Annotated in this window: 25 protein-coding genes; 12 read left to right on the top strand and 13 right to left on the bottom strand. The window is 32.0% G+C overall.

What is annotated here, in order from left to right:
* Positions 1–8 precede the first annotated feature (8 nt).
* Positions 9–353, top strand: a complete 345-nt coding sequence (locus B3M86_RS12995) for an arsenate reductase family protein (RefSeq protein WP_286494920.1) — start codon at positions 9–11, stop codon at positions 351–353.
* A gap of 48 nt (positions 354–401) precedes the next feature.
* Positions 402–629, top strand: a complete 228-nt coding sequence (locus B3M86_RS13000) for a hypothetical protein (RefSeq protein ID WP_125350054.1) — start codon at positions 402–404, stop codon at positions 627–629.
* A 32-nt stretch (positions 630–661) separates the two neighbouring features.
* On the opposite strand, the gene B3M86_RS13005 is transcribed toward B3M86_RS13000, so the two are convergent.
* Positions 662–1,468 (bottom strand): TerC family protein, encoded by an 807-nt coding sequence (locus B3M86_RS13005; RefSeq protein ID WP_125350055.1) that lies wholly within the window; start codon positions 1,466–1,468, stop codon positions 662–664.
* Positions 1,469–1,641: 173 nt separating this feature from the next.
* On the opposite strand from B3M86_RS13005, the gene B3M86_RS13010 reads away from it, so the two are divergent.
* The 3 genes from B3M86_RS13010 to B3M86_RS13020 all read left to right on the top strand — a co-directional run bounded on the left by B3M86_RS13010 (position 1,642) and on the right by B3M86_RS13020 (position 4,369).
* A complete protein-coding gene (locus tag B3M86_RS13010; RefSeq protein WP_286494919.1) occupies positions 1,642–2,517 on the top strand; it encodes a DMT family transporter in 876 nt (291 codons plus the stop codon).
* An 84-nt stretch (positions 2,518–2,601) separates the two neighbouring features.
* On the top strand, positions 2,602–3,615 hold the full coding sequence (locus B3M86_RS13015; RefSeq protein WP_286494918.1) for a beta-ketoacyl-ACP synthase III: 1,014 nt from the start codon (positions 2,602–2,604) through the stop codon (positions 3,613–3,615).
* 100 nt (positions 3,616–3,715) lie between these two features.
* Positions 3,716–4,369, top strand: a complete 654-nt coding sequence (locus B3M86_RS13020; RefSeq protein ID WP_219033984.1) for a dienelactone hydrolase family protein — start codon at positions 3,716–3,718, stop codon at positions 4,367–4,369.
* A gap of 169 nt (positions 4,370–4,538) precedes the next feature.
* On the opposite strand, the gene B3M86_RS13025 is transcribed toward B3M86_RS13020, so the two are convergent.
* The 8 genes from B3M86_RS13025 to B3M86_RS13060 form a co-directional block, all read right to left on the bottom strand.
* Positions 4,539–6,173, bottom strand: a complete 1,635-nt coding sequence (locus tag B3M86_RS13025; protein WP_219033983.1) for a S8 family peptidase — start codon at positions 6,171–6,173, stop codon at positions 4,539–4,541.
* Between the two features lie 122 nt (positions 6,174–6,295).
* On the bottom strand, positions 6,296–7,897 hold the full coding sequence (locus B3M86_RS13030) for a S8 family serine peptidase (RefSeq protein WP_286494915.1): 1,602 nt from the start codon (positions 7,895–7,897) through the stop codon (positions 6,296–6,298).
* A 4-nt stretch (positions 7,898–7,901) separates the two neighbouring features.
* Positions 7,902–8,507: a WbqC family protein gene (locus B3M86_RS13035; RefSeq protein WP_180904454.1), complete on the bottom strand. Its 606-nt coding sequence runs from the start codon at positions 8,505–8,507 to the stop codon at positions 7,902–7,904.
* A 100-nt stretch (positions 8,508–8,607) separates the two neighbouring features.
* Positions 8,608–10,170 carry a signal peptidase I gene (gene lepB / locus B3M86_RS13040; RefSeq protein WP_219033981.1) on the bottom strand — a complete coding sequence of 521 codons (1,563 nt, stop codon included), beginning with the start codon at positions 10,168–10,170 and terminating at the stop codon, positions 8,608–8,610.
* Positions 10,171–10,196: 26 nt separating this feature from the next.
* The gene (gene dapB, locus B3M86_RS13045; protein WP_291061703.1) at positions 10,197–10,901 is read right to left on the bottom strand and encodes a 4-hydroxy-tetrahydrodipicolinate reductase; all 705 of its coding nucleotides are present in this window, start codon (positions 10,899–10,901) and stop codon (positions 10,197–10,199) included.
* 9 nt (positions 10,902–10,910) lie between these two features.
* Complete coding sequence (locus tag B3M86_RS13050; RefSeq protein WP_291061701.1) at positions 10,911–11,489, bottom strand: DUF5683 domain-containing protein; 579 nt, start codon at positions 11,487–11,489, stop codon at positions 10,911–10,913.
* Positions 11,479–12,369, bottom strand: coding sequence for a ParB/RepB/Spo0J family partition protein (locus tag B3M86_RS13055; RefSeq protein ID WP_291069634.1), 891 nt, complete (start codon positions 12,367–12,369; stop codon positions 11,479–11,481). The genes B3M86_RS13050 and B3M86_RS13055 overlap by 11 nt, the downstream gene beginning before the upstream one ends.
* A gap of 5 nt (positions 12,370–12,374) precedes the next feature.
* On the bottom strand, positions 12,375–13,148 hold the full coding sequence (locus B3M86_RS13060; protein ID WP_038330582.1) for a ParA family protein: 774 nt from the start codon (positions 13,146–13,148) through the stop codon (positions 12,375–12,377).
* A gap of 415 nt (positions 13,149–13,563) precedes the next feature.
* Here B3M86_RS13060 and B3M86_RS13065 point away from each other — a divergent pair, with 415 nt between their 5' ends.
* Entirely contained in the window at positions 13,564–14,946 is a 1,383-nt protein-coding gene (locus B3M86_RS13065) for an arginine decarboxylase (protein ID WP_180904450.1), read from the top strand.
* A 31-nt stretch (positions 14,947–14,977) separates the two neighbouring features.
* A complete protein-coding gene (locus tag B3M86_RS13070; RefSeq protein ID WP_291076063.1) occupies positions 14,978–15,952 on the top strand; it encodes a deoxyhypusine synthase family protein in 975 nt (324 codons plus the stop codon).
* Positions 15,953–16,025: 73 nt separating this feature from the next.
* Here the strand turns inward: B3M86_RS13070 and B3M86_RS13075 are convergent, their stop codons facing one another.
* Positions 16,026–16,472, bottom strand: coding sequence for a KTSC domain-containing protein (locus tag B3M86_RS13075; RefSeq protein WP_038330588.1), 447 nt, complete (start codon positions 16,470–16,472; stop codon positions 16,026–16,028).
* 56 nt (positions 16,473–16,528) lie between these two features.
* Positions 16,529–17,062, bottom strand: a complete 534-nt coding sequence (locus B3M86_RS13080) for a hypothetical protein (protein WP_286494913.1) — start codon at positions 17,060–17,062, stop codon at positions 16,529–16,531.
* A gap of 192 nt (positions 17,063–17,254) precedes the next feature.
* On the opposite strand from B3M86_RS13080, the gene B3M86_RS13085 reads away from it, so the two are divergent.
* The 5 genes from B3M86_RS13085 to B3M86_RS13105 all read left to right on the top strand — a co-directional run bounded on the left by B3M86_RS13085 (position 17,255) and on the right by B3M86_RS13105 (position 24,364).
* On the top strand, positions 17,255–17,815 hold the full coding sequence (locus B3M86_RS13085) for a hypothetical protein (protein WP_291076061.1): 561 nt from the start codon (positions 17,255–17,257) through the stop codon (positions 17,813–17,815).
* A gap of 227 nt (positions 17,816–18,042) precedes the next feature.
* The gene (locus B3M86_RS13090; RefSeq protein WP_291048556.1) at positions 18,043–18,537 is read left to right on the top strand and encodes a GbsR/MarR family transcriptional regulator; all 495 of its coding nucleotides are present in this window, start codon (positions 18,043–18,045) and stop codon (positions 18,535–18,537) included.
* Between the two features lie 7 nt (positions 18,538–18,544).
* On the top strand, positions 18,545–19,786 hold the full coding sequence (locus tag B3M86_RS13095) for an efflux RND transporter periplasmic adaptor subunit (protein WP_291048553.1): 1,242 nt from the start codon (positions 18,545–18,547) through the stop codon (positions 19,784–19,786).
* A gap of 13 nt (positions 19,787–19,799) precedes the next feature.
* Entirely contained in the window at positions 19,800–22,955 is a 3,156-nt protein-coding gene (locus B3M86_RS13100; protein WP_291048550.1) for an efflux RND transporter permease subunit, read from the top strand.
* A 2-nt stretch (positions 22,956–22,957) separates the two neighbouring features.
* Complete coding sequence (locus B3M86_RS13105) at positions 22,958–24,364, top strand: efflux transporter outer membrane subunit (RefSeq protein WP_219033973.1); 1,407 nt, start codon at positions 22,958–22,960, stop codon at positions 24,362–24,364.
* A gap of 57 nt (positions 24,365–24,421) precedes the next feature.
* On the opposite strand, the gene B3M86_RS13110 is transcribed toward B3M86_RS13105, so the two are convergent.
* Together B3M86_RS13110 and B3M86_RS13115 are read right to left on the bottom strand one after the other, a co-directional pair.
* The gene (locus tag B3M86_RS13110) at positions 24,422–26,071 is read right to left on the bottom strand and encodes a B12-binding domain-containing radical SAM protein (protein ID WP_291076059.1); all 1,650 of its coding nucleotides are present in this window, start codon (positions 26,069–26,071) and stop codon (positions 24,422–24,424) included.
* A 29-nt stretch (positions 26,072–26,100) separates the two neighbouring features.
* A complete protein-coding gene (locus B3M86_RS13115) occupies positions 26,101–26,808 on the bottom strand; it encodes a peptidylprolyl isomerase (RefSeq protein ID WP_219033971.1) in 708 nt (235 codons plus the stop codon).
* Positions 26,809–26,849: the final 41 nt, after the last annotated feature.

Consider the following 26,849-nt stretch of genomic DNA (forward strand, 5'->3'; position numbering starts at 1 on the left):
GAGTATTTATGTACACAATATTACATAATTCGCGTTGCGGAAAAAGTAGAGATGCAGTAAAGGTTTTGGAAGAGTCTGGAAAAGATTTTGAAATAAGAGAATATTTGAAAGAGCCTTTGACGAAAGATGAATTGAGAACTATTTTAACAAGACTAAATCTAAAACCAATTGATATAGTAAGGACAAATGAAGAAGATTGGAAAATAAATTTTAAAGGAAATGAACTTTCTGATGATGAAATTTTGAATGCTTTGGTTGAATATCCAAAATTGATTCAACGTCCAATAGTGACAGATGGAAAAAGTGGAATAGTAGGTCGTCCAAAAGAATTGGTAGAAAATTTTATTAAATAAAAATGGTTTGATAATTGTAAGTATTTCTAAGACTAAACATAAAAAGCTATGAAAATTTTAGATGCATTAACAAAAAATCAAACGGAGAAAGGAACTAAAATAGGTTTATTAACAACAGCCGCTACAACGGGAGTAACGGTAGCTAAATTTTTGGGAAAACGTTCAATATATGGAATAATTGGTGGAGTAGCCGTAACATTGGCTGCAGAATATATCCGAAAAAAATATGAAAAGAAAGTTGAAGCTGAAAACGAAACTATTTTAGAGAATAAATAAAAAAAGAGTTTTGAAAAAAACTCTTTTTTGTATTATATATTTTTGTTTTGTTCTTCTGCATCACCAACCATATTTCGAACAATTCCTGGATTCGAATGTTTTTTCTTCATTTTCAAATTCAAGAATTCGACTAAAACAGAGAAGCCCATGGCAAAATAAATGTATCCTTTCGAAATGTGTTGATCAAACCCTTCTGCTAATAACGAAACGCCGATTAATAATAAGAATGATAAAGCCAACATTTTAACCGTTGGATGATCGTTCACAAATTTAGAAACCGCACTTGCTGAAAGCATCATAACTGCAACAGCAATAATTACAGCCGCAATCATAACCTCAATATGTTCTGCCATACCAACTGCTGTAATTACAGAATCTAATGAGAAAACAATATCTAAAATTAAGATTTGTACGATAGTTCCTGCAAAAGAATGGACTTTCACTTTTCCTCCGGTTTCTTCAACACCTTCTATTTTGTGGTGAATTTCTACAGTCGATTTATAAATCAAGAATAATCCTCCGATTAGTAAAATCAAATCTCGACCAGAGATTGCTAATTTTTCTAACCATTCGGTTGAAGTAATGCCAATCCATTCGCCAATATTGAATAGAGGAGTGGTAAGACTCATGACCCAACTTAGTGAGAATAAAAGGATAACACGTGTAAACATGGCTAAAAATAAACCAAGCTGTTGTGCTTTCTTTTGTTGATGTGCAGGCAATTTTCCTGACAAAATAGAAATAAAAACAATATTATCAATCCCTAAAACGATTTCTAACATTGTTAATGTAAATAATGCAACTAATGCATCTGGTTGTAAAAAAATACTAAAATCCATCGATTAATTTTGAAGTTTCGAAAATACAACGAAGAATAAGAATTAAAGTTTGAGTAATAATTATTTAATGTTAATTTAATATTAGAACTTATACAAAATTATTTACAGATTAAATCAATCAAATCGTTTTAGCAATATAGAATTAAACTTTACTTTTGCGAAAAAGACTTAGAATGATTTCAAAAGTTCAACTTCGGTTGCAGTTTCTCGTACTTCTTTGGGGATTTACAGGAGTTTTCGGAAAATTAGTTACAATGAGTGCGTTGTCAATGGTTTGGTATCGTGTTCTTATTGGGGCTATTGCTGTTTTTATTTATATGAAGTTCAGAAAAATGGATTTCAAGGTAACTAAAAACGAATTGTTGAAATTACTTGCTATCGGTGGAATTGTAGGAATACATTGGTTTACATTTTATTTGTCGATTAAACTTTCTAATATCTCAATTGCGTTGAGTACGTTGTCGATGGGCGCGCTTTTTAGTGCGATTTTAGAACCTATTTTTTTTAAACGAAAAATTAATCTGCTCGAAATAATTCTTGCTATAATCGTTTCCACTTGTGTAGCTGTTATTTTTAATGCATCACCAGAAGATTATAAATTGGGAATTATCATTGGTATTTTGTGTAGTTTTCTATCGGCATTATTTGCAGTTCTTAATTCGAGATTACCAAAGTCAATCAAACCAACTAAAGTTACTTTATACGAAATGATTGGTGGAGTTATCACACTTTCGGTGGTAATGATTCTTTTTCAGCCAGAAGCTATTTCTGAAGTTGTAAATATAAGTTGGTCAAACTTAGGATGGTTGACTTTGCTTGGCGTCATTTTTACAGCTTTTGCACAAATAGAATCAGTTGATTTGCTGAAACATGTTAGTGCTTTTACGTTGATGTTGAACGTAAATTTAGAACCAGTTTATGGCATCATTTTGGCAAGTCTTATTTTTGGAGATTCAGAACATATGAATCCTATATTTTATATTGCTACAGGGGTAATGGTACTTTCTATCATTATGAACGGAATATTAAAAACAAGATTTTCTAAATAATTTATTGTCAAAAAGACGCATTTGTTTTAAAGAATGCTTATCATTTAATATCTTTGCTTCAATTGAAAAGTAAACCATAATCACATGATACACTCTATTATTACAGGTGTTGGGCATTATGTTCCCGAAAGAGTTGTTACAAACTTTGATTTAGCTGAAGTGATGGATACCAATGACGAATGGATTCAGGAACGTACAGGGATTGTCGAAAGAAGACATATCGAGCCAGGTTCTAAGATTTCGTCTACAGATTTGGGAGTTATTGCGGCTAAAAATGCGTTAGAAGATGCAGGAATCACTGCTCAAGATATTGATTTTATATTATTTGCGACTTTATCTCCCGATTATTATTTTCCTGGAAATGGTGTATTGGTGCAAAAAGAGTTAGGTTGTCGTACAATTGGGGCAATGGATATTCGTAACCAGTGTTCTGGCTTTGTATATGCGTTATCAACGGCTGATGCTTTTATAAAAGCAGGAGTTTACAAAAATATTTTGGTGATTGGAGCAGAAGTGCACTCATTCGGATTGGATATGTCGGATGAAGGTCGTGGCGTTTCAGTAATTTTTGGAGATGGAGCAGGAGCAGTAATTGTTTCGGCAACGGAAGAAGAAGGACGTGGAATTTTATCGACTAATTTACATTCTGAAGGTGAATTTGCCGAAGAATTAGCAGTTACTTTCCCTGGAACAAAAACAGGTTGGTCAGACGAATTATTGAAAGAAGGTAATACGTTAACTAAAAAAGAGATTTATCCATATATGAATGGGAACTATGTTTTCAAGCATGCGGTAACTCGTTTTCCAGAATCAATTATCGAAGCTTTATCGACTGCGAATAAAAAGCCAGAAGATTTAGATTTATTTATTCCACATCAGGCGAATTTGCGTATTTCTCAATTTGTACAAAAACAATTGGGATTACCAGATGAGAAAGTTTATAACAATATTATGCGTTACGGAAATACTACGGCAGCATCTATTCCTATTGCATTGAGTGAAGCAAAACAAGAAGGTAAAATCAAAAAAGGTGACTTAGTAATGATGACTGCTTTTGGAGCAGGATTTACATGGGGCTCTGTTTTGATGAACTGGTAAGTAAGTTTGAATTTAGATTTACAAATTTAGAATATAAAAAAAACCTTCACTTTTTAGTGAGGGTTTTTTGGTTATATTTGATTGATTTAAAAAATTATTAATGAAATATTTATTGATTCTCATAATTGGTTTAATGAGTTGTTCGCAACATAAAATATCAAAAAATGTAAAGGATCAAGATTATATCTTTTTTCTCCATAATAAATATTTAGAAACGCATAACGATGGAGATTATGATACAGTCTATAAAACTAAAATTGAGTATTCTAAAGTTTTGAATTCATTCAAGAAAGACGGTTTTATTGTGATTAGTGAGAAAAGAAAGCCGAAAACAGACGGAATAAAATATGCAAAAAAGGTTGTTAAGCAAATTGATAGTTTGATTAATACAGGTGTTAAACCTAATCATATTACGGTTGTAGGAACTTCGAAAGGTGGTTACATTGCGCAATATGTATCAACTTTTAAAAATAATCCTCAAATCAACTATGTATTTATTGGTTCGTTTCAAGAAAGTGATTTAGAAGAAATGCCTGATATAAAATTTTCTGGAAATGTTTTAACCATTTACGAGAAGTCTGATGCATTTGGCGTTTCAGCTATAAAACGTAAAGAAAATTCAACCAATAAAATCAATCATTTCAAAGAAATTGAATTAAATAATGGCTTAAAGCATGGTTTTCTTTATAAAGCTCTTGATGAATGGATTGAACCAAGTAAAAAATGGGCGAGGAGAAATTATGATTTTAAATAAATGATTCATTTATAATTTTTCCTAAAAATCACTCGAACTGACAATTTTTATTCAATCTGTACAAGAAATATCTTATACAAAAAAAGGTTAGACTCTAAAAAAAATAGAATCTAACCCAAGTTTATTTTGTTACTTAAATACTATAAGAAATGGTGATATTAAGATTTCCTTACTTCAATTTTTTAGCAACATACATTTTTTCTGCTAATTGAACAGCTTTGTACGCATCAACAACACCGCCTGTTACAGAAATATCTGTTAAAGCAGGATTTTTGTTGACAGATTCTAACAATATTTGTTTGATATCTGTTGCAGTTAATTTAGGATAATGTGCCCAAACCAAAGCCGCAACTCCTGCTACAACTGGAGAAGCCATAGAAGTTCCGCTTTCATTTTTGTATTCCCCATCTTTATTAGGAACAGTAGAATATATTTCATTTCCTGGCGCAAAAACATCTACAGACTTTTTACCAAAATTAGAAAAACTTGCTCTTAAATTGTCATTATCCATTGTATTTGCTCCAACTGTAATTACGTTTTTAGAAACTTCTACACCTTTGTCGTCATAAACGGTAGGGAAGTGAATTTCGTCATCAATATTTACGTTTTCATTTCCTGCAGCTTTAATCAATAAAAGACCTTTTTTCTCAGCATATTTAAATGCATCCCAAACAATTTGTTTATCAGGAGAATAAGCTTTTCCAAAAGACATATTTAAGATTTTTGCTCCATTATCTGCTGCATAACGAATGGCATTCGCAACATCTTTATCACGTTCGTCTCCATTTGGAACTGTACGAACTGACATGATTTTTACATAACCATTTCCAGCGATTCCATCCATTCCAATTCCGTTACCAGATTTTGCTGCAATAATTCCAGAAACGTGTGTTCCGTGCATAGAATCAGGGCCATCTACATCATTATTTCCGTAAAAACGTTCTGATTTATCAGCATAATTATCACCAACAATTGGACGAGGATCTAATTCTGTATTCAAGTTAATTTCAACTTGTTCTTTGTAGTATTTTGTTCCTTCTGAAATTTCATTTCCAACTTCTGTTAAGAAATCTTTCATTGATTTTCCTTCCCAAGCTTCTTTCGGAACCATACCAAAAATAATCATCCCTTGTTGTGCTTCTTTAGAAACAGGTTTAAAAGACATCATATTTTTTTCATTCAACTCTTTTTCGCCCCATTCTTTAATCAAAGCAGGAAATGCAACTGAGAAAATATCATTCATCTGCACATATTGCGCTGCATTTTGTTTTGCTTCGGCTAATTTATTTTCGAACTCAGGTTTTATTTTTTGATATTCTTCCAATTCTTTTGGGAATTTTGTTTTGTTAGAAGCTGCATCTTTACTTTTTTCGAATAAATCGCGGTATTTTACAAAAAGACGTGTTAACTCTAATGTATCTCCATCAACATTTTTACCATCTTTTCCTCCAATAAAATTCCAACCATGAATATCATCAACATAACCATTCTTGTCATCATCAATTCCATTTCCAGCAATTTCTTTGGTGTTTGTCCAAATATTATCTTTTAAATCTGGGTGAGTAATCTCAACTCCAGAATCTAAAACACCAACAATTAACTGTGAAGGTTTACGTTTTTTTGATTCTAAAAATTGTAAAGCTTTTTGAGTATTTACACCATAAACACCACTTTCTTCTAAAGATTCGTGTTGCCAATATTTTTGATCAACTTTAGGCAATGGTAGAGCAGTTGTCGTTTCTTGTGCGAACGATGCCACACCAACAAACATGGCAACTGATATACTTAATAAGAATTTTTTCATAATTGATTTATCTATATGTCGAGAAACAACCGAAATTGTTACATCTAAAATTATCTCGAGTTTAAACGCAAAAAAGGCTCCAAAATTTGAAGCCTTTTTATAATGTTGTGTTAAATTTAAAATTATTTCAATTTACGTTGTTTGTAAATTTCTTCAGCTTTTTGTACAGCTTTGTAAGAATCTACAACACCTCCAGCAACAGAAATCTCTTTTAATTGCTCATTTTTATTAACTGTTTCCATTAAGATATTACGAATATCTTCTGCAGTTAATTTTGGATAATGTGACCAAACCAACGCTGCAACACCAGCAACAGCAGGTGAAGCCATAGAAGTTCCGTTTAAGAAACGATATTGATCAACCCCTGGATATGTTGCATAAATCTCTTGTCCTGGTCCAAAAACATCTACCGATTTTTTACCATAGTTAGAGAAACGAGCTTTTAAAGCATTTGGATCTTTAGTAGAAGCACCAACCGTAAGAACAGATTTAGAAACAACATTTCCATTTCTAAAATTAGTTGGATAATGTACATGAACATCAATATCTTCGTTGCTATTTCCAGCCGCTTTAACGATTAAAACACCTTTATCAGAAGCATATTTGAACGCATCCCAAACTAAATCTGCATCAGGAGAATAAGGTTTTCCGAAAGACATATTCAAGATTTTTGCTCCATTGTCAACTGCGTAGTAAATTGCATTTGCAACATCTTTATCGCGTTCGTCTCCATTTGGAACTGTACGAACCGACATAATTTTTACATTATTTCCTCCAGTCGTTCCTTCAGAACCGATATTATTTCCTCTTACAGCACCGATAATTCCAGCAACGTGAGTTCCGTGAGAAGATTCAGGTCCGTTAGAATCACTGTTTCCATAAAAACGCTCTTTTTTATCATTTGGATTGTCAACATCTTTACGATCAACCAAATCTAAATTTAAGTGAGAAGATAAAGCATCTCCCTTCGCAGCACGACGAGCAGCTCCTAAATAGGTATTCGAAACTTCTTTCATCGTTTTCCCAACCCATTGCTCTTCTTTCAATTCACCAAAAATCCATAAAGCTTCTAAGATTTGAGAATCTGTTGGTTGGTAATTTTTTAAAATATCTTTAGTTAATTTAGTATCTCCAAATTCAAGAACCATTTTATTTACACCACCTTCAACAGCATTCAATTTAGATTGAGCAACTTGTTGGTTATATTTTGCTTTTCCTACAGCGCTTAAATATTCTTTTTCAATTTTTTGAAATTCAGCATATTCAGTAGGATTTTTTACAATAGCTTCATGATTTTTCTTTTGATCGAAAGTTGCGTATTTAGATGATAAAGCTTTGTAAACACGTGTTAATTCAGTGGTATCATCATTGTAATTGATTCCTTTTGCTGTTCCTAAAAAAGACCATCCATGTACGTCATCAATGTAACCATTTTTGTCATCATCGATTCCGTTTCCTGGAATTTCTTTTGGATTTGACCACATATTTGCTTTCAAATCTTCGTGAAAATTTTCAACACCGCTGTCCAAAACTCCTACAATAATTGTATTTGCTTTTCTTTTGTTGTCTTTTAAGAATTGTAAAGCTTGATCAGTATTTACACCATAAACACCTGTTTGTTCTACACCTGCATGATACCATTTTTCTTTTGGTACTTCTGTTGTTTGTGCTTGAACAAACCCTAATGTAAAGGCAAATCCTAAAGCAATAAATAATTTTCTCATGTTGTTATTTTATTAAGTTTTTTAAATATACTGCGGCACTTGGTCCTTCGCTAAAAAGTAAATCTAAGATACTCAAACCTTCTATAAACTCAAATTTATCATCAAAAACTTGTGCATATTCTGGTAGGTTATACTGAGGTGCTTTTTTAGCAGAAAATTGATTTCTGAAATCATTTTCAGGATTCAGATCTTGATAGGTTTCAGTTTTAGAAATCTCCAAATCTAAGCTTAATTTCTTGTTGATGAAATCAATTGTTTTTAGATTAAAATCTAAAAGAAATTTCTCTTTTTGTTCTAAAATTGGAATAATTTCATCTTCATAATATTCAAAATATGGAGAACTTTGATAAGCTGACTTTAAAGATTTGATGTGTTCTTTTTGCCAATCATATTCATAAGAAGGTTGCAAATCTTTGAACAAACGTGTTCCGTTGTGTAAAATTGGAATATTCAACATTAATTTACCATTTGCACCCAAAATATACATGCGGTTACGGTAAGTTTGCTTTTGAAAATTTTCTTGAACTTCGATATCCAAAGTTTGGCTTTTTACCATTTCTGCATAGTAATCAATCGGTCCAAAATAAAAAGCTGCAAACGTATTTTTCATTCTATTATTTTATATGGAAATGTGCATTACAAGTAGCTTATAATGCACATTTATAGTGTTGTTAATTTTATAATTTAGAGGATTTTAATCGCTCTTTTTATTAATATTTGTTCTTCTTTTTCTCTTTACGAGCTTTTACAATATCATATCCAATCCAACCAATTAAGGCAATTAGAACATAAATTCCGTAAGAAGTTTTGTCAGGATTATCATTATTAATTGATGTAAAGAAACGATTCCAAATAAATTTCTTAGGAGCAGCAGGCTCGAACATTCCGTTCATATTTGCCCAAATCATAATAGGACGACCAATAATATGATCTTCTCCAACATAACCAAAGAAACGTGCATCTAATGATTGATTTCTGTTATCACCAACCATAAAATAGTAATTTTGTTTGATTTCGTATTTATCTGTTTTTTGATCATTGATAAATACATCAAACTTACCGTTTGTAGAATCAACTCTTAATGTATTGTTTTCATAGCGACGAATAATGTTAATATATTGCGCTAAAGTCTCTTTGTTAACATCAACTACATCACCTTTTTTCGGAATGTATAAAGGTCCGTATTGATCAGGATTCCAGTTTTTGTTTACTGGAAAAATAGTGTTTGTACTATCAATTTTTCCATTTACAATATGTTCCGTTTTTTCACCTACAGGTTGTAAAATAGGTTCAACAGAAACTACATTTGCATTAGATTTCATTGCTGTAACATGAGCATCAGTCAAAGCTGCAAATTGATAAATAAATGTTCCGTCGCTTTGTTTTGCAGCATTATAATCTGTACTTATGATTCCAAAATTATCGTATAATAATTTATCACTGAAAGGAGTTTTTACAACAACTGTATAAGCATGCTGAACTTGTGCATCTTTTTTCGGAATGAATTTTTTATCGTTTACATATAAAACTCCATTACGAATCTGTACAGTTTCTCCTGGTAAACCAACTAAACGTTTTACATAAGCATCTTTACGATCAATCGCATTGTAAATAGAATCTGTAGGATAGTTGAAGACAACAATGTCGTTCGATTTTAAATCTCTCCAACCTGGAATACGCATATAAGGTAGGCGAGCTTTGTCGATAAAACCATCTCGGTAAATAAATTCTGAGAATGGAATTCCGATTGGTGTCATAGGAACACGCGCTCCGTGACTTACTTTTTCTACAAATAAAGCATCACCAATTTTGATTGTATTTTCCATTGATCCTGTTGGAACAATCATTGGTTGAATAAACCAGTTATGAACCAAAGTTGCTAAAACAAGGGCAAAAATTAAGGAAGAAACAAATGTTGGTTTGCGTTTTTCTGGACCTAAATATTTTGGATTATCAGAATAATTAACCGCAAAAATGTATAAACCTAAAGTCAAAACCATAATGACTTTGTCTTTTGTTTCAATTTTTCCGTAAGAATCTCCTAAATCAACAAAGAATACTAACCAAAAAATAGGACCAACAATTGGCAAATAAAATAGAATAATCCACCATTTTGGACGATGGATAATTTCTAAACCTTTCCAGATATTTAGAAAAGGAATATAAGCTTGAATTGCTTGCTTTCCAGCATTTTTATATAATTTCCAAGTTGCAGCTCCAAAGATTATATTGGCAATAATAAAACCAATTAACCAGTAAATTAGTACATGCATAAGTTTTTGATATTTAGTATTTTAATTTAGTTCAGTTCAAGTACATCTTTCATTGTGAAAACACCTTGTTTATTCCAAATCCATTCCGTAGCAATCACGGCACCTAAGGCAAAACCTTTGCGAGAATGCGCCGTATGAGAAATCTCAATAGTATCTACATCAGAGTTATATTGTACGATATGTGTTCCGGGAACATCCTCGATTCTTTTTGCTTCAACTGGAATAATGTCTTTTGCTTTTTCGTCCATCGACCAAGAATTATATGTTGAATTGTCAATAATTCCTTCTGCAATTGTAATCGCTGTTCCAGAAGGTGCATCAAGCTTTTGTGTATGATGAATTTCTTCTAGATTAATTTGGTATTCGTTACGATATTTATTCATCATTCGAGCTAAAATAGAATTTAATTCGAAGAATAAATTAACGCCCAAACTAAAGTTAGAAGCATATAAAAAAGCGGTGTTATTTGAAATTGCTAAATGATTAATTTCTTCTTGTTTATTTAACCATCCTGTTGTTCCACAAATTGTTGCGACTTTATTTTCAAGTAATACTTTAAGGTTGTCGTAAGCAAATTCTGGTCTAGAAAATTCTATTGCAACTTCAACATCATTTAATTCTTCCGCAAGTGGAGTACGAGATATTTTAAGTACAACTTCGTGTCCGCGTTGAATTAAAATTTCTTCAATGGCTTTTCCCATTTTTCCGTATCCTATTAATGCAATTTTCATCTGTAATTTCTAAAATTTTAAGTTAAATGCCAATCCTAAAACTGGCTCTAATGTCATTTCATCTTGAATGACTGTTGGTTTGAATGACATTTCTGTGTCATTACGAACTGTGAATAAATGCGCATCAACAGTAGCATCTACAATATTTAATAAATAAGCTAATGCAGTTAAAGCGACACTATAATCACGTTTTCGTTTGTAATCATCTTGAATAACTGCCAATTGTTCTGCAGATAAAATTCCTGTGAATTCGTTTGGTGTTCCTTCTCTTACCGCAATATAAGCTTTTCGGTATTTTTTGTACAAATTATTGTAATAAATCGTGAAACCTGTTCCTGTACCTACTAAACCAAGCGCAATAGGTGCTTTTAACCATTTTTTGTTGTACAATTGTCCAGCACCAGGTAAAATAGCCGAATACAAAGATGCTCTAATTGGACTTTTTTCCATCAAAACTTCTTTAGTTACGCTCATTGTATCGTTTACAATAATATTATTTTCGACAACGACTAAAGAATCCGTTTTAACCTGACCAAAAGCAAACGTCGAAGAGATCGTTAATCCAAGTAAGAATGATTTAATTTTCATTTAAAAATTTTCTTAATCGTTCAAACTCATCATCTGAAGTAAAATTCAGAATGATTTTACCTTTTCCATTATTTGCACGTTTTATTTCAACTTTCGTATTCAATAAATTTGAAATAGAACTTAATGCTTCTTTGTACTGATAAGGCAATTCATTTGTTGCTTTTTTTTCAGGTTTGCCTTCTTTTATCGATTTGATTAAACGTTCTGTATCACGTACAGATAAATTGTTTTTGACAATTTTTTCGTAAATATCAAATTGTAAATCAGTATCATCAATAGCCATCAAAGCGCGACCGTGTCCCATTGAAATCATTCCGTCACGAATTCCTGTTTGGATAATTGGGTCTAATTTTAATAAACGCAAATAATTGGTAATAGACGTTCTGTCTTTCCCAACACGTTTACTTAATTCTTCTTGTGTTAACTTGATTTCATCAATCAATTGTTGGTAAGAAAGCGCAATTTCGATCGCATCTAAATCTTGACGCTGAATATTTTCGACCAATGCCATTTCCAGCATTTCTTGGTCATTTGCTAAACGCACATAAGCCGGAATTGTTTTTTTACCAGCTAATTGTGAGGCGCGAAAACGTCTTTCACCAGAAATCAATTCATATTCACCAGTTGGTTTTTTACGAATCGTAATCGGTTGAATAACGCCTAATGTTTGAATAGACGAAACCAATTCCTCTAAAGCTTTTTTATCGAAATTAGTTCGTGGTTGCCAAGGATTCGCGGTGATTTTTTCTAAATCTATTTCCAAAATGTTTCCAACCAATTTTTTAGCACCTTCATCTTGTGCTGTTTTTACAGTTGGTTCATCCTTTAATAGAGCAGATAATCCACGTCCCAAGCGATTATTTTTGTTTGGCTTTGCCATTTTATTTAAACTGTATCGTTGTTGTTAATTAAAAATTCACGCGCTAAATTTAAGTAATTTTCTGCACCTTTACTTGCTGCGTCGTACTGAATAATTGTTTCGCCAAAGCTTGGTGCTTCTGACAAACGTACATTTCGAGTAATAATTGTTTTGAAAACCATTTGCGGAAAATGATTGTTCACTTCGTCTAATACCTGATTAGAAAGGCGTAAGCGAGAATCATACATCGTCAACAATAAACCTTCGATATCCAGTTCCTTGTTGTGATGTTGTTGAATTCCTTTTATCGTATTTAATAATTTTCCTAAACCTTCTAACGCAAAATATTCGCACTGAATAGGAATAATCACAGAATCTGCAGCTGTAAGCGCATTTAATGTAATCAAACCAAGTGAAGGCGCGCAATCTATAATAATATAATCATATTGATCTTTGATTTCTGATAGCGCGTTTTTTAACATGTATTCGCGGTTCTCGTAATCTACAATCTCAATCTCGGCAGCAACTAAATCTAAATGAGCAGGCATCAAGTCTAAGTTTGGCGATTCTGATTGTAAAATAGCTTTGCTCGCAAGCACTTCATTTTCCAATACTTCATAGGTTCCAGCTTCGATTTCATCCAAATCAAAACCCAAACCAGATGTTGCATTTGCTTGCGGATCTGCATCAATTAATAAAACTTTTTTCTCTAAAACACCTAATGAAGCAGCAAGGTTTAACGAAGTTGTCGTCTTACCAACACCACCTTTTTGGTTAGCAATAGCAATAATTTTACCCATAATTTACGTTCAAAACGATTTCAAAAATACAATATTTAACCTTGCTAAACCTTAAAGAAAAAATAAATTTTTGAATAATTGTTGAATATTTGTTTTACATCATAAAACATCAGTTCTGTAAAGCTAAATTTTAATATTATTTTATCTTTTTAACAGAATTAAAAAACTTATATTTGCGACAAGTATTTTTATAATTTTTTTAATAAAAAAAGTTGATGAATTTTAACCTTTTATTCGAAAGCGTTGAGAATAGAAAGAGCTTTAACGCAGTAGTTTTAATGAATAGAAACGAATTTAAGAATTATTCTTTCCCCTTATTGCTTCGCAATGTATATTATGCGATACGTCTGTAATACCCTAATTTTTTTGCAAAATTTTTAGAATTATTAAACACACGTAACATTTATAAAGCATAATGAAAACTAAATACATAGATTTAATCACGCAATCATTTGACTTTCCACAAGATGAATTTGAATTAGATGGAGAGTACTTAAAATTTAATGGAATTGACCTAAAAGCTTTGGTCGAAGAACATGGAACACCATTAAAATTTACATATTTGCCTAAAATTTCGCAAAACATTCAGAAAGCGAAAGGTTGGTTCGAAAAAGCGCGTGAAGAGTTAAACTATGAGGGAACTTACAATTATTGTTATTGTACAAAAAGTTCTCACTTTCGTCACATTTTAGGTGAAGCATTAAAAAACGATATTCACATTGAGACATCTTCTGCATTTGACATTAATATTGTCGAAAATTTGATTGGAGAAGGTTTGATTACAGACGATCAATATGTTGTTTGTAACGGTTTCAAGCGTGAGGAATATGTAGAAAATATTGCTCGTTTGGTAAATAGCGGACATCGTAAAACGATTACAGTAATTGACAATTACGAGGAAGTTGATTTGTTTTCTGAGGCAATTGAAGGTGATTTTGAAATCGGAATTCGTATTGCATCGGAAGAAGAACCAAAATTTGAATTTTATACTTCTCGTTTAGGAATTGGTTACAAGGATATTGTTCCTTTTTATCAGACAATGGTAAAACCTAATGAACGCATTAAATTGAAAATGCTTCATTTCTTTATTAATACAGGAATTAAAGACAATTCGTATTATTGGAATGAGTTGACAAAATGTTTGAGAGTTTATGTAAACCTTAAAAAAGTTTGTCCAGAATTAGATAGTTTGAATATTGGTGGTGGATTCCCAATCAAAAATTCGTTGAATTTCGAATATGATTACGAATACATGGCGAAAGAAATCTTGTTGCAAATTAAAATGATTTGTGATGAAGAAGGAATTCCTGTTCCAAATATTTTTACAGAATTTGGTTCGTTTACAGTAGGAGAAAGTGGAGGAGTAGTCTACAAAATTCTTTATCAAAAGAAACAAAATGATAAAGAGTATTGGGATATGATCGATTCTTCTTTTATGACAACTTTGCCAGATGCTTGGGCAATTTCGAAACGATTTGTAATGTTGCCAATTAACCGTTGGTACGATAAGTATGAACGTGTATTATTAGGAGGTTTAACATGTGATTCTGACGATTATTACAATTCAGAACAGCATGTAAATGCCATTTATCTTCCGAAATATGATCAAGCAAAACCATTGTATATCGGTTTCTTTAATACAGGAGCATATCAAGATAATATTAGTGGTTTTGGTGGAATTAATCACTGTTTAATTCCTCAGCCCAAATATATTTTGATTGATGAAAATTATGAGGCAAAAGTATATTCTGAAGAACAAACGCATCAAGATGTGTTGAATACTTTGGGATACAAATAATTGAATTTTAAATAAATAAAATACAAATAAAATGAGTAAAGGACCAATCAGTCAGTTTATAGAACATAACTATAGACACTTTAATGCAGCTGCTTTAGTTGACGCTGCAAAAGGATATGAGCAACACTTGTTAGAAGGTGGTAAAATGTTAATTTCTTTGGGTGGAGCAATGTCTACTGCTGAATTAGGAATTTCATTAGCTGAAATGATTCGCCAAGATAAAGTGCACATCATTTCTTGTACAGGAGCAAATTTAGAAGAAGACGTAATGAATTTAGTTGCGCATTCACACTATAAAAGAATTCCAAATTACCGTGATTTAACGCCAGAGGAAGAGCGCGAATTGTTAGATACGCACTTCAATCGTGTTACAGATACTTGTATTCCAGAAGAGGAGGCTTTTCGTCGTTTACAAGAGCATTTAGAGAATGTTTGGCATGCTGCTGAAGAAAAAGGTGAGCGTTATTTACCACACGAATTTTTATATCAAGTTGTAAATTCTGGAGTTTTAGAGCAATACTACGAAATTGATTCGAAAGATTCTTGGATTGTTGCTGCAGCTGAGAAAAATTTACCTATCGTTTGTCCAGGTTGGGAAGACTCTACAACAGGAAACATTTTTGCGTCTAACGTAATCAAAGGTAATTTAAAAGCGTCTACAGTAAAATCTGGAATTGAATACATGATTTACTTAACAGAGTGGTATCGTGCTAATTCTGATGGTAAAGGTGTAGGTTTCTTCCAAATTGCTGGTGGTATCTCTGGAGATTTCCCAATTTGTGTTGTTCCAATGATGTACCAAGATTTAGAGTGGACAGATGTTCCTTTCTGGGCATATTTCTGTCAAATTTCTGATTCTACGACATCTTACGGATCTTATTCTGGAGCAGTTCCAAATGAGAAAATTACATGGGGTAAATTAGATGTTGATACACCAAAATATATGATAGAATCTGATGCGACTATTGTTGCTCCATTGATTTTCAACTATATTTTAGGAAACTAATCAATAGAATATATTAAGCATAAAAAAACCACTTCGATTGAAGTGGTTTTTTTGTTATATATCGTTCCGATAATTAATCTTTCATTGCTTCACCAGCTTTTCTATGCGTAAATTTTCCATAGATATGTCTTCTTGCAAAACGGCTTGGAGAATCAGAATTTACCATTTTGATGTACGTATTTTTAGGAACGCCAAAATACTCGTAATGATTTCCATCTAAATGTTCTACTTTCAAAATTTGTTCATCCATATAAAAATCATGAATGTTAGATTTTGCAGTTGTAATCGTATATTCTTCTTTGTTTTTTTCGTGCGTTTCAGGATTAATACTTACTAAAAAGTGGTATGCTTCGATCACAACTTTACTTTTTTCTTCAGCTTCTATTTTGCCTGCTTCGTCGTTGATAAATTTATCAGGATGCGCATCTTTCATCGTGTTTCTGTAAATTGTTTTCAACTCTTTTAGAGTTACATTTTTATCAACTCCAAGTAATTTTCTGTGTTCTACAACGCTTTTCATAATTATAATCCTTTTTTCGGAGTGCAAAAGTACGGATTATAAATCACGAAATACGTTTAATATCCATAAGTTTCGTTAAGGTTATGATAAATAATTTTCTTTTTGTTGAGAATTTGATATTCAATTCCAATACTATCCTTGTTTATAGAAATCAGTTTAGCTTGCTGAATAGGTTCGTTTTCGTATTCATATAGCTTTGGATCATCAGAATTAATATTTAATGTTTCAGAAACAATATCACTATAATCTGGTCTCGCGATATTGTTTGATTTTTCTAAAATAGGAAATTTAGATTCAGAATTATAGATATAAGCACGTTTCATTGCCATAACTTTTTTCGTAACTACTATTTTATATTCATCATTTACTTTAATGGTTTGAATTGTATTCATATTGAATAAAAAACTAACGATAGATAGAAACGGAATTGCCATTGGTAAAATGCTCAATCCAACTAAAGCAAAAAGTAAAAAACCATAAATTTTGATATAGATAATTTTCCAAAATTTAATAACGATGTAAAAGGTGAAAATAATCCAAGTCCAAGCAAGAATTTGATAGGTATATTCTCCTTTTAAATTCAACCCCATAAGGTTTAAACTCAATAAAAATAAAATGAGGAGAACTGAAGAAATGATGTAGATTTTGAGTGATTTTGGCATTTAGGTTATGATTTATTTTTTCGAATATACATTATTTATATGATTTAATCGTTTTGTGTAAAATGAATTATCTCGAATATTTTTGTAATTTTAAACAAGCTAACAACAAACAAAATAAGTATGAAATTGAAAGACGTTCCTGAATTGAAAAACTCTATCTTAGATCTTCCTTCAAAGGAAAAAGATAAACTTCTTTTGCGTCTTATCAATAAAGATGAAACTTTAGTAGAACATTTGCATTTTCAATTATTAGAGGGTGAAAATGATTTGCAAGATCGTGTAAAAAATATTTATGAAAAGATTGATTTGCAGTTTAAAAAGTCTCATCACTTAATTAATCAGATTAATATAAATAGAAGTCATCGTCAATTGTTGTTGACGTTAAAAACATTGAGTGGAATTGTGAATTATCATGTTCAAATTACGAAAGATAAAGTGTCAGAATTTGAATTGAGAAAATATATCATTCAAGAATCTTTTAGTCGTTATCCTTATCTTTTTGAAACTTATACAACAGGAGATTATGCAGAAAAATTATACAATTATCAACACGGGAGATTGAAATTGATTTTTTCTATTTTTGAAAAATTTCATGAAGATTTAAAATTCGATTATTTAAACGATGTTGATGAAATTAATAATTTTTTAACAAAAACTCCTATAAATTTTAAGTCTCAATAGTTCTTTTAAACAAAAGGTTGCTTATGTAATATTGTGTAAAATAATAATTAATTATGCTATAATAGCTTTATTTTTAATTTGTTTGGTCTATTTTTTGTTTGGATTTAAGATGTGAATTAACAAATTATTAATTTAATTAATTGTTAAATATCGAAAAAAGTATAGTTAGTTCTGTGTAAACCGAACTAACTATTTTATATTTGCATGGTTTTGTAGATTATACAATTATGAATATAAAAAATCAAGCATGTAATTTGGATCTTTTTTGCAGCTTTAGTGCTTTTTTGGAGAGAACTTATGGTTTTCCTCCACTGACGGCTAAGTTGCAAGCATACATGATTTTAGAATCAGATGAGGAGGGATTTACTTTCGAAGAACTTCTTGAGATTTTTAATGTTAGTAAAAGTTCCTTATCAAACTCTATTAACTACTTACTATCGATGAAACACATCGAATACATAAATAAAATTAATTCTAGAAAAAGATATTTTAGATTAAATTTTAATTATTTGACAGAGAAATTAGATTTTTTATTTGAAATGATTTCTCAAGATATAGGTTATACAAATCGAATAAAAGAACATAAACTAGCGAATAATACGCTTTCTAAAAATGTTGAAAATAGAGTAGTTGATATCTATTTGGAACATCTTAATCAAACAAAAGTGATATTAGACGAAACAATACAAAAAATAAATAAAATTCAACTAGAAAATAAGTAAAAGTAATATGAAAAACGTTAACGTTATAATGGTTGGTGCTTTGGCAATAGCTTTGAGTTCTTGTGGAAAGAAAGACAATGCTGCTGCTCAACAAGCACAAGGTCCAACGCCTTATCCGGTAGTTGATGTGCCTACGAAAGTGGTAACGAGTTATGATGAATACCCTGCAAATATTCAAGGTATTGTAAATAATGATGTTCGTGCAAAAATCCAAGGATATATTACAGAAGTTTATGTTGATGAAGGTCAATATGTACAAGCTGGTCAACCTTTGTTCAAATTAGAGACAAATGTTTTAACTCAAAATGCGGATGCTTTAAAATCAGGTGTTGGTGCAGCGCAAGCTAATGTAAAAGCGGCTCAGGCTAATGTAAGTGCAGCACAAGCGGCAGTACAAGCAGCTCAAGTAGAGGTAAACAAATTGACTCCGTTGGTACAGAAAAATATTATTAGTAATGTACAATTAGAAACTGCAAAAGCTAATCTAGCAAAAGCACAAGCGAGTTATAATCAAGCTGTAGCTGCTAAGTCTCAAGCGCAGGCTGGTGTTACTGAAGCTCAATCAAATTACAAAGGAGCTCAAGCAAATGTAGATTATTCTGTTGTTAGAGCACCTATTAGTGGAGTGGTTGGTTCTATTAATTCTCGTCAAGGTACATTAGTTGGTCCTACAGATCAAACTCCAATTACTACAGTTTCAAATACAAGTAGAGTATATGCTTATTTCTCTATGAATGAGAAAGAGTATTTAAACTTTATTTCTAAATCTGAAGGATCAACTTTAAAAGATAAATTAAACAAAATTCCAGCAGTTGAATTAGTATTAGCTAATGGAGATGTTTATCCTGAGAAAGGTAAAATACAAACTGTAACTGGTCAAATTAATCCAACAACAGGGACAATTGATTTCCGTGTTACGTTCAATAATGAGGCTAAGCTTTTGGCAAATGGTAACTCAGGGCGTATTCGTGTTCCAAAAACTTATGTTGATGTATTGGTTGTGCCAGAGGCTGCAACGTTTGAACAACAAGGTATGACTTATGTTTACAAAGTAACAAAAGATACAGCTTACGCAACGCCAATTACTGTAGTAGAAAGAGCGAATAATATGGCAGTTGTAAAAGACGGAGTGAAAAAAGGTGATAAAGTTGTTGCACAAGGTGTAGGAAAACTACGTGATAAAACAGCTGTTAAACCAACTCCAGCAAACTTTGATCAAATCGTAGAATCTACAAAAACGGTATTCTAAATTGTAAATAGATATGTTAAAAAAGTTTATTGAAAGACCCGTATTATCTACGGTAATTTCTATCCTTATATTGATATTGGGTATACTGGGGCTTATATCGCTTCCGGTAACACAATATCCAGATATTGCACCCTCTACTGTAAAAATTTCTGCTTCATATCCCGGAGCGAATGCAAAGACAGTAATGGAGTCTGTAATTATCCCGATAGAGGAACAGGTGAATGGGGTTGAAGGAATGGATTATATTTCTTCTACTGCCTCTAATAACGGTTCTGCTTCTATTGATGTTGTATTTAAACCAGGTGTAGATGGAGATATCGCACAGGTAAACGTACAAAACCGTGTGGCACGTGCTACACCATTATTACCTTCGGAGGTAACTCGTTCAGGGGTTGTGACACAAAAACAACAGACATCAGCATTGATGTTTGCTTCGTTTAGTTCAACAAACCCCAAATACGATGAGATTTATCTTCAAAATTATTTGAACATCAATATTATTCCAGCCTTAAAACGTGTAAACGGTGTAGGGGATGCAACTGTGTTTGGTGCGATGACTTATTCTATGCGTATTTGGTTAGATCCTTCTCGTATGGCAAGTTATGGTTTAGTTCCTTCTGAAGTTTCTGCAGCTTTATCTCAAGAATCTCTTGAAGCTGCTGCTGGTTCGTTAGGAGAAAACTCTGGACAGTCATTCCAATATACAATTACATATTCTGGACGATACAAGACAGAAGATCAATATCGTAATATTGTTATTAAATCTTTACCAAACGGACAGGTTCTAAGATTAAAAGATGTAGCAAATGTAGAATTTGGTGCTCAATCTTATGCAGGACGTTCTGCAATGGATGGGGATCCTTCTGCTGTATTTGCTGTTTATCAAACACCAGGATCTAATGCACAAGAAATTATTGTAAACTTGAGAGCTGAGTTAGAAAAAGCTTCTAAATTATTACCAGAAGGAGTTTCTTACACTATCTTAATGGATACAAATACATTCTTAGATGCGTCTATTTCTAAAGTTGTTCACACAATGATAGAAGCGTTTATCTTAGTATTTATTGTTGTATATATTTTCTTACAAGATTTCCGTTCTACATTAGTACCATTGATTGCGGTACCAGTGTCTATTATTGGTACATTCTTTTTCCTTAATTTGGCAGGATTCTCGTTAAACTTATTAACGTTATTTGCCTTAGTACTCGCCATTGGTATTGTGGTAGATGATGCCATTGTTGTGGTGGAAGCCGTGCATGCTCGAATGGAGTCTCATCACGAAGCTCCTATGGATGCAACAAAAAATGCGATGGATGAAATTTCTGGAGCAATCGTTTCGATTACATTAGTAATGTGTGCGGTGTTCGTACCAGTAACATTTATCTCAGGACCAACCGGAGTATTCTACAAACAATTTGGTATTACTTTAATTGTTGCCATTTTAATTTCGGCATTAAATGCCTTGACATTATCTCCAGCATTGTGTGCTTTATTCTTAAAACCACATCAAGAAGGAGAGCAAAAACGTAACTTTATTCAGCGATTCTTTGATGCTTTCAATGCTTCATTTGATCGTATGACACATAAATATGGTAATTCATTCAAATTTTTAATTAAACACAAATGGATTTCATTCTTATTGATTATTGTAAGTGGTTTAGGAATTTGGGGTGTTGGAAAGATGATGCCAACAGGTTTCGTACCAACTGAAGATAATGGGTTTATTATTGGTAATATCGAGTTACCAGCGGGTGCTTCTATGGACCGTGTATATGAAGTTGAAAAAGAATTCCAGAAAAAAATTGAAAAAATTCCTGGATTAGATAAAGCAACAATTATCTCGGGTAACTCTATTATTTCTGGAGCTGGTTCTAACTATGGTATGATGTTCATTAAATTGAAGCCATTCGAAGAACGTACAACAGATGCTTTATCAGTACAATCAATCATTGGACAATTATTTGGTGCTGCAGCTCAAATTCCTGATGCTCAAATGATTTTCTTCCAACCACCATCAATTCCAGGTTTTGGTATGTCTTCTGGTTTCGAGTTGAAATTATTAGATAAAACAGGTGGAGATATTGCTGATTTTGATAAAGTTGCAAAGGAATATATTGGTGCTTTAATGCAACGTCCAGAAATTATGTATGCTCAAACATCTTTAAACACAGGTTTTCCTCAATACGAAATCGATGTTAATATTGAAAGAGCAAAACAATCTGGTGTTTCAGTAAGTTCTATTTTCTCAACTTTACAAGGATATATTGGAGGATTATATGCAGCTGACTTTACACGTTTTGGTAAACAATACCGTGTGTACATTCAAGCTTCACCAGATGATCGTATCAATGAAACAAGCTTAAATAAAATGTTCGTGAAAACGGATGCAGGTTCAATGACACCAGTTTCACAATTTGTGACTTTAAAACGTGTGTATGGTCCTAACTCTGTTAACCGTTTCAACTTATTTACATCAGCTAATATTACAGGAGCAGTAAAACCAGGATTCTCTACAGGTGATGCGATTACAGCAATTAATCAAGTTTCTGAACAAACATTATCTACTTCTTATAGTACTGACTTTACAGGTCTTACTCGTGAGGAGATTAATTCAGGTTCTCAAACAGCAATGATTTTTGCTTTATGTATCGTATTCGTGTACTTTATCTTATCTGCACAATATGAATCTTATGTTTTACCATTCGCAGTATTATTATCTGTTCCTTGTGGTATGATGGGGGCGTATTTATCTCAATGGTTAGCTGGATTAGAAAATAATATCTATTTCCAAATTGCCTTAATCATGTTGGTTGGGTTACTCGCTAAAAATGCCATTTTGATTGTAGAGTTCGCTTTACAAAGACGTGTACACGGAATGTCAATTGTTCAGGCAGCTATAGATGGAGCTAAAGCTCGTTTACGTCCAATTTTGATGACATCTTTTGCCTTTATTTTAGGATTAATGCCATTAGTATTTGCAACAGGTGTATCATCTGCTGGTAACCGTTCTGTAGCTACTGGAGCAGCATTTGGTTTATTGGTAGGTACAATTTTAGGTTTATTTGTTATTCCAGTATTGTTTGTTGTTTTCCAAACATTACAAGAAAAAGTTAAACCAGTTAAATTTGATCGTCCACAAGAAGAAATTGAACATAATAATTCAATCTAAAAATGAAAAAGTACAGAATATTTAATATTACTTTAATCGCAGCTGGATTGTTTGCTGTTCAGTCTTGTTTCGTAGCAAAAGATTATCATCGTCCTGAAGCTGTTGTAAATGAAGCAAATTTCAGAACAGATGTTATTGCAAAAGACAGTGCAAGTGTTGCAACTGTTTCTTGGAAACAAATTTTTACAGACACTCAATTACAAGCTTTGATTAATCAAGGTTTACAAAATAATTTAGATATACGTTCAGCACTGCAAAATATTGCAGTTGCTGAGGCGTATGCTAAACAAGGTAAAGCAGGTTATTTACCAACTTTATCTGTAGGTCCGAAATATACGTTTACAGAAAACTCTCGTAATACTCAATTTGGTGCATTGATGTCAAAACGTGCACAAAGTCAATACGAAGTTTCAGGGAACTTAAGTTGGGAAGCAGATATTTGGGGTAAAATTAGAAGTAATCAACGTGCATCTGCAGCAACTTATTTGCAAACTGTAGAAGCACACAAAGCGGTAAAAACGCAAATTGTTGCATCTATTGCAAATGCATATTACAACTTATTGGCTTTAGATGAGCAAAAAAGAATTTTAGATAAAACTTTAATCAACCGCGAGCAAAGTTTAGAAACAACGAAAGCTTTGAAAGAAGCTGGGAATGTAACAGAAGTTGCAGTTAACCAAACAGAAGCGCAATTGTTCAATGTGAAATCATTATTGGTTGACGTTGAAAATGGAATTAAGATGAATGAAAATGTGATGAGTATTTTGTTAGGAACAAATCCTCAATCTATTAATCGTACAAACTTAGCTTCTCAAAAAATTGACGAAAAATTATCTGTTGGTGTTCCAGCTCAATTATTAGAAAATCGTCCTGATATCAAAGCTGCAGAGTTTGGATTGATGAACGCTTTTGAGAATGTTAACGTTGCGAATGCAAGTTTTTATCCTTCTCTTTCTATTACTGCAACAGGTGGTGTACAAGGAATTGATATTGATAAATTATTTAGTGCGCAATCTTTATTTGCAACGGTGATCGGTAGCTTAACTCAACCTTTGTTACAACAACGTAAATTGCGTACGCAAAAAGAAGTTGCTTTAGCAAATCAAGAAAATGCTTTGATTAATTATAAAAGCAAAATCTTAAATGCAAGTAAAGAGGTTTCTGATGCGTTATACACATACGATGCAGCAACGAAGAAAGCTGAATATAAACAAAAAGAATATCAATTATACAATCAAGCAATTACCTATTCTGAAGAATTGTTAAACTACGGTATGGCAAACTATTTAGAAGTAATTACAGCAAGAGACAATGGGTTGAATGCTGAATTGAATGTTGTTGATGCGAAATTATCATCTTTATCATCAATGGTCGAATTATATCGCGCTGTTGGAGGTGGATGGCAATAAGCAATTCTAATCTTAAGAAAAAAACCTCTCAAATATTTGAGAGGTTTTTTTATACTTCTATTTCTCTAAAACTTCGCAATGAATAATATTGTGAGAAGTTCCTACAAATTCTATTAACCAATTTTCAGTAGTTTCTTCAATTCGATTTTCATCTTTCCAAATTAGATAATCAAATGAAATTGGAATCGAAACAAATTTACTTTTTGGATGAGAAGCAAGTTCACTCAAATCTTCTTCAATTTTTTGTTCCATTTCAAATAAATCTTTTGGTTTTGATTTATGAAAACTATAATAATCAATCGCGATTAATTCTAATATAATTTTGTCGTTTGTAAATGTTTGCGTAAAATCGTAAATCGTTTGAAAAACATCGTTCAAGGTATGTTTGTGAAACAAATGATGCTGCTCAAAATATTGTCCTAATCCCATCAAATAATCGAAAATAGAATACTTTTGACTAATATATTTCAGCGTTTCTGGCGTTCTTGGTTTGTTCCAATAAATCTCCAGAGCATTTTCTAAAGCAGTAATATTTTCTAAATCATTTTCACTTAAAAAATCACTTTTTATAATTTGATAAGGCGGCATTGGATCAAAATGGTAACCATAGTTTTCATATTTTTGACGAACTGGAGTCCCTTTCAGAAATTTCAGAAAACCTAATTGCAATTCTGGTGGATATAGTTTAAAGGTTTCTTCGAAACTAAATTTCAAATCATCAATATATTCCAAAGGTAAACCAACAATTAAATCTAAATGCATCTCAATACGATCTTTCAATTGATTGATAACATTTGACGTTTTTTCAAAATTTTGCTTGCGCGAAACTTCTCGATTACTTTGTTGATTAACGGTTTGAATTCCGATTTCGAAACGGAAAAGATTTTTTGGAACATTTTCGTTGATGAATTTTATAATATCAGGATGAACAATATCTGCTGTAATCTCGAACTGAAAAACATTTCCTTCACGATAATGATCCAAAATAAATTGAAACAATTCGATCGTAAAATCACGTTTTATATTAAATGTTCGATCCAAAAACTTAATTGTTTTTCCATGCTTCATCAAATACAACAAATTTTCTTTAATGGTTTCCATCGGCAAATAGCGCATTTTATTGTCTAAACTTGCTAAACAAAACTCACATTTATAAGGACATCCACGAGAAGTTTCGATGTAACAAACCTTCTTTTCCAAATCCGCTGGATTATCGTATTGATAAGGATTTCGACCTTTTAATCGATTAATATCAAATTGAATATTTTGTGCATTGAAAACAACTTTGTTCTCTTTTTTGTAAACTAAATTCGGTACATTTTCTATTGCGGGATAATTTGCTGCAAATTCCTCGAACGGAATTTCTCCTTCACCTACAATGATATAGTCGATATAATCATTTGCAATCACATCATCATATTCGTAACTAACTTCTGGTCCACCCAACAAAATTTTAGTTTCAGGAGAAATTTGTTTGATTCGTTTACAAACTTCTAACGTCTGCGTAATATTCCAAATGTAGCAACTAAAACAGATAATATTGTATTTAACGCATTTTTCTGCAACTTCATCAAAGTCAGATTTAATCGTAAATTCTTTCCAAAAAATATTTCCATGATGATGATTTAAATCGTACAAAATACGAATTGCCAAATTGAGGTGAATATATTTTGCGTTTAAAGTCGTTAATAAAATTGATGATTGCATAATTTGTAATTGATTTGCAAAAATAATAATTAAAAACCTATCGCTGTACCGCCCAAAGAAACACTTGTTTTGTTATATTTTGTAGGCGTTTTTTTCTTTTTCACTTTGATTGAAAAAATAACAGGTTCTAATGGTAATTCGTTCTTTGTTTCAAATTCACTAATTTTCATGACTTTGTCTAAACCTTTTGTAATTTCTCCAAAAACTGTAAAATCATGATCTAAACGAGGCTGTCCGCCATTTTTTAAATATTCAGCGCGTTGTTCTGCTGTAAATTTGATTCCTTTTTTAGTTTCCAAATCATCTAATTCTTTCGCTGTAATTTTTTTTCCTACAACAAAATAAATTTGATTGTAATAAGAAGCTTTTTCTTTATTTCCATCTCGACCAGCACCTAAAGCTCCCATTTTATGAAAAGCTTTCGGATTAAATTCTGGCGCTAAACGAATCGGTTTTTGCTCTGGATGTTCGGCTTCTCGCGCCAAAATAGGATCATCTAATTCGCCTCCTTGAATGACGAAATCTTTCACAACTCTGTTAAATTGTGCATTTGTATAAGTTCCTTTATTAATCTCACTCAAAATCAAATCGCGATGTTTGGGAGTGAAATCATATAACATTACATCAAATTTTCCGTAATTAGTTTTGAATTTTAAAGTATAGGTTTGCGCAGAAACAAAACTCGAAATTGAAAATCCAATTCCGAGAGCAATATTTTTTAATAATCGATGATTCATTGTAAATTTTCTTGTTCTAAAGATAACAACAAATATAGAAA

Source organism: Empedobacter sp. UBA6305, assembly GCF_002440405.1.
GTDB classification, from domain to species: domain Bacteria; phylum Bacteroidota; class Bacteroidia; order Flavobacteriales; family Weeksellaceae; genus Empedobacter; species Empedobacter falsenii_B.

Excerpts from the sequence above, each read along its gene's own strand:
- B3M86_RS13025 (WP_219033983.1), bottom strand. The coding sequence starts at position 6,173 with ATGAAAAAATTCTTATTAAGTATATCAGTTGCCATGTTTGTTGGTGTG.
- B3M86_RS13060 (WP_038330582.1), bottom strand. The coding sequence starts at position 13,148 with ATGGGTAAAATTATTGCTATTGCTAACCAAAAAGGTGGTGTTGGTAAG.
- B3M86_RS13065 (WP_180904450.1), top strand. The coding sequence starts at position 13,564 with ATGAAAACTAAATACATAGATTTAATCACGCAATCATTTGACTTTCCA.
- dapB (WP_291061703.1), bottom strand. The coding sequence starts at position 10,901 with ATGAAAATTGCATTAATAGGATACGGAAAAATGGGAAAAGCCATTGAA.
- B3M86_RS13005 (WP_125350055.1), bottom strand. The coding sequence starts at position 1,468 with ATGGATTTTAGTATTTTTTTACAACCAGATGCATTAGTTGCATTATTT.
- B3M86_RS13010 (WP_286494919.1), top strand. The coding sequence starts at position 1,642 with ATGATTTCAAAAGTTCAACTTCGGTTGCAGTTTCTCGTACTTCTTTGG.
- B3M86_RS13015 (WP_286494918.1), top strand. The coding sequence starts at position 2,602 with ATGATACACTCTATTATTACAGGTGTTGGGCATTATGTTCCCGAAAGA.
- B3M86_RS13115 (WP_219033971.1), bottom strand. The coding sequence starts at position 26,808 with ATGAATCATCGATTATTAAAAAATATTGCTCTCGGAATTGGATTTTCA.
- B3M86_RS13070 (WP_291076063.1), top strand. The coding sequence starts at position 14,978 with ATGAGTAAAGGACCAATCAGTCAGTTTATAGAACATAACTATAGACAC.
- lepB (WP_219033981.1), bottom strand. The coding sequence starts at position 10,170 with ATGCATGTACTAATTTACTGGTTAATTGGTTTTATTATTGCCAATATA.
- B3M86_RS13020 (WP_219033984.1), top strand. The coding sequence starts at position 3,716 with ATGAAATATTTATTGATTCTCATAATTGGTTTAATGAGTTGTTCGCAA.
- B3M86_RS13000 (WP_125350054.1), top strand. The coding sequence starts at position 402 with ATGAAAATTTTAGATGCATTAACAAAAAATCAAACGGAGAAAGGAACT.
- B3M86_RS13055 (WP_291069634.1), bottom strand. The coding sequence starts at position 12,369 with ATGGCAAAGCCAAACAAAAATAATCGCTTGGGACGTGGATTATCTGCT.
- B3M86_RS13105 (WP_219033973.1), top strand. The coding sequence starts at position 22,958 with ATGAAAAAGTACAGAATATTTAATATTACTTTAATCGCAGCTGGATTG.
- B3M86_RS13075 (WP_038330588.1), bottom strand. The coding sequence starts at position 16,472 with ATGAAAAGCGTTGTAGAACACAGAAAATTACTTGGAGTTGATAAAAAT.
- B3M86_RS13030 (WP_286494915.1), bottom strand. The coding sequence starts at position 7,897 with ATGAGAAAATTATTTATTGCTTTAGGATTTGCCTTTACATTAGGGTTT.
- B3M86_RS13035 (WP_180904454.1), bottom strand. The coding sequence starts at position 8,507 with ATGAAAAATACGTTTGCAGCTTTTTATTTTGGACCGATTGATTACTAT.
- B3M86_RS13090 (WP_291048556.1), top strand. The coding sequence starts at position 18,043 with ATGAATATAAAAAATCAAGCATGTAATTTGGATCTTTTTTGCAGCTTT.
- B3M86_RS13100 (WP_291048550.1), top strand. The coding sequence starts at position 19,800 with ATGTTAAAAAAGTTTATTGAAAGACCCGTATTATCTACGGTAATTTCT.
- B3M86_RS13095 (WP_291048553.1), top strand. The coding sequence starts at position 18,545 with ATGAAAAACGTTAACGTTATAATGGTTGGTGCTTTGGCAATAGCTTTG.
- B3M86_RS13080 (WP_286494913.1), bottom strand. The coding sequence starts at position 17,062 with ATGGGGTTGAATTTAAAAGGAGAATATACCTATCAAATTCTTGCTTGG.
- B3M86_RS12995 (WP_286494920.1), top strand. The coding sequence starts at position 9 with ATGTACACAATATTACATAATTCGCGTTGCGGAAAAAGTAGAGATGCA.
- B3M86_RS13050 (WP_291061701.1), bottom strand. The coding sequence starts at position 11,489 with ATGAAAATTAAATCATTCTTACTTGGATTAACGATCTCTTCGACGTTT.
- B3M86_RS13085 (WP_291076061.1), top strand. The coding sequence starts at position 17,255 with ATGAAATTGAAAGACGTTCCTGAATTGAAAAACTCTATCTTAGATCTT.
- B3M86_RS13110 (WP_291076059.1), bottom strand. The coding sequence starts at position 26,071 with ATGCAATCATCAATTTTATTAACGACTTTAAACGCAAAATATATTCAC.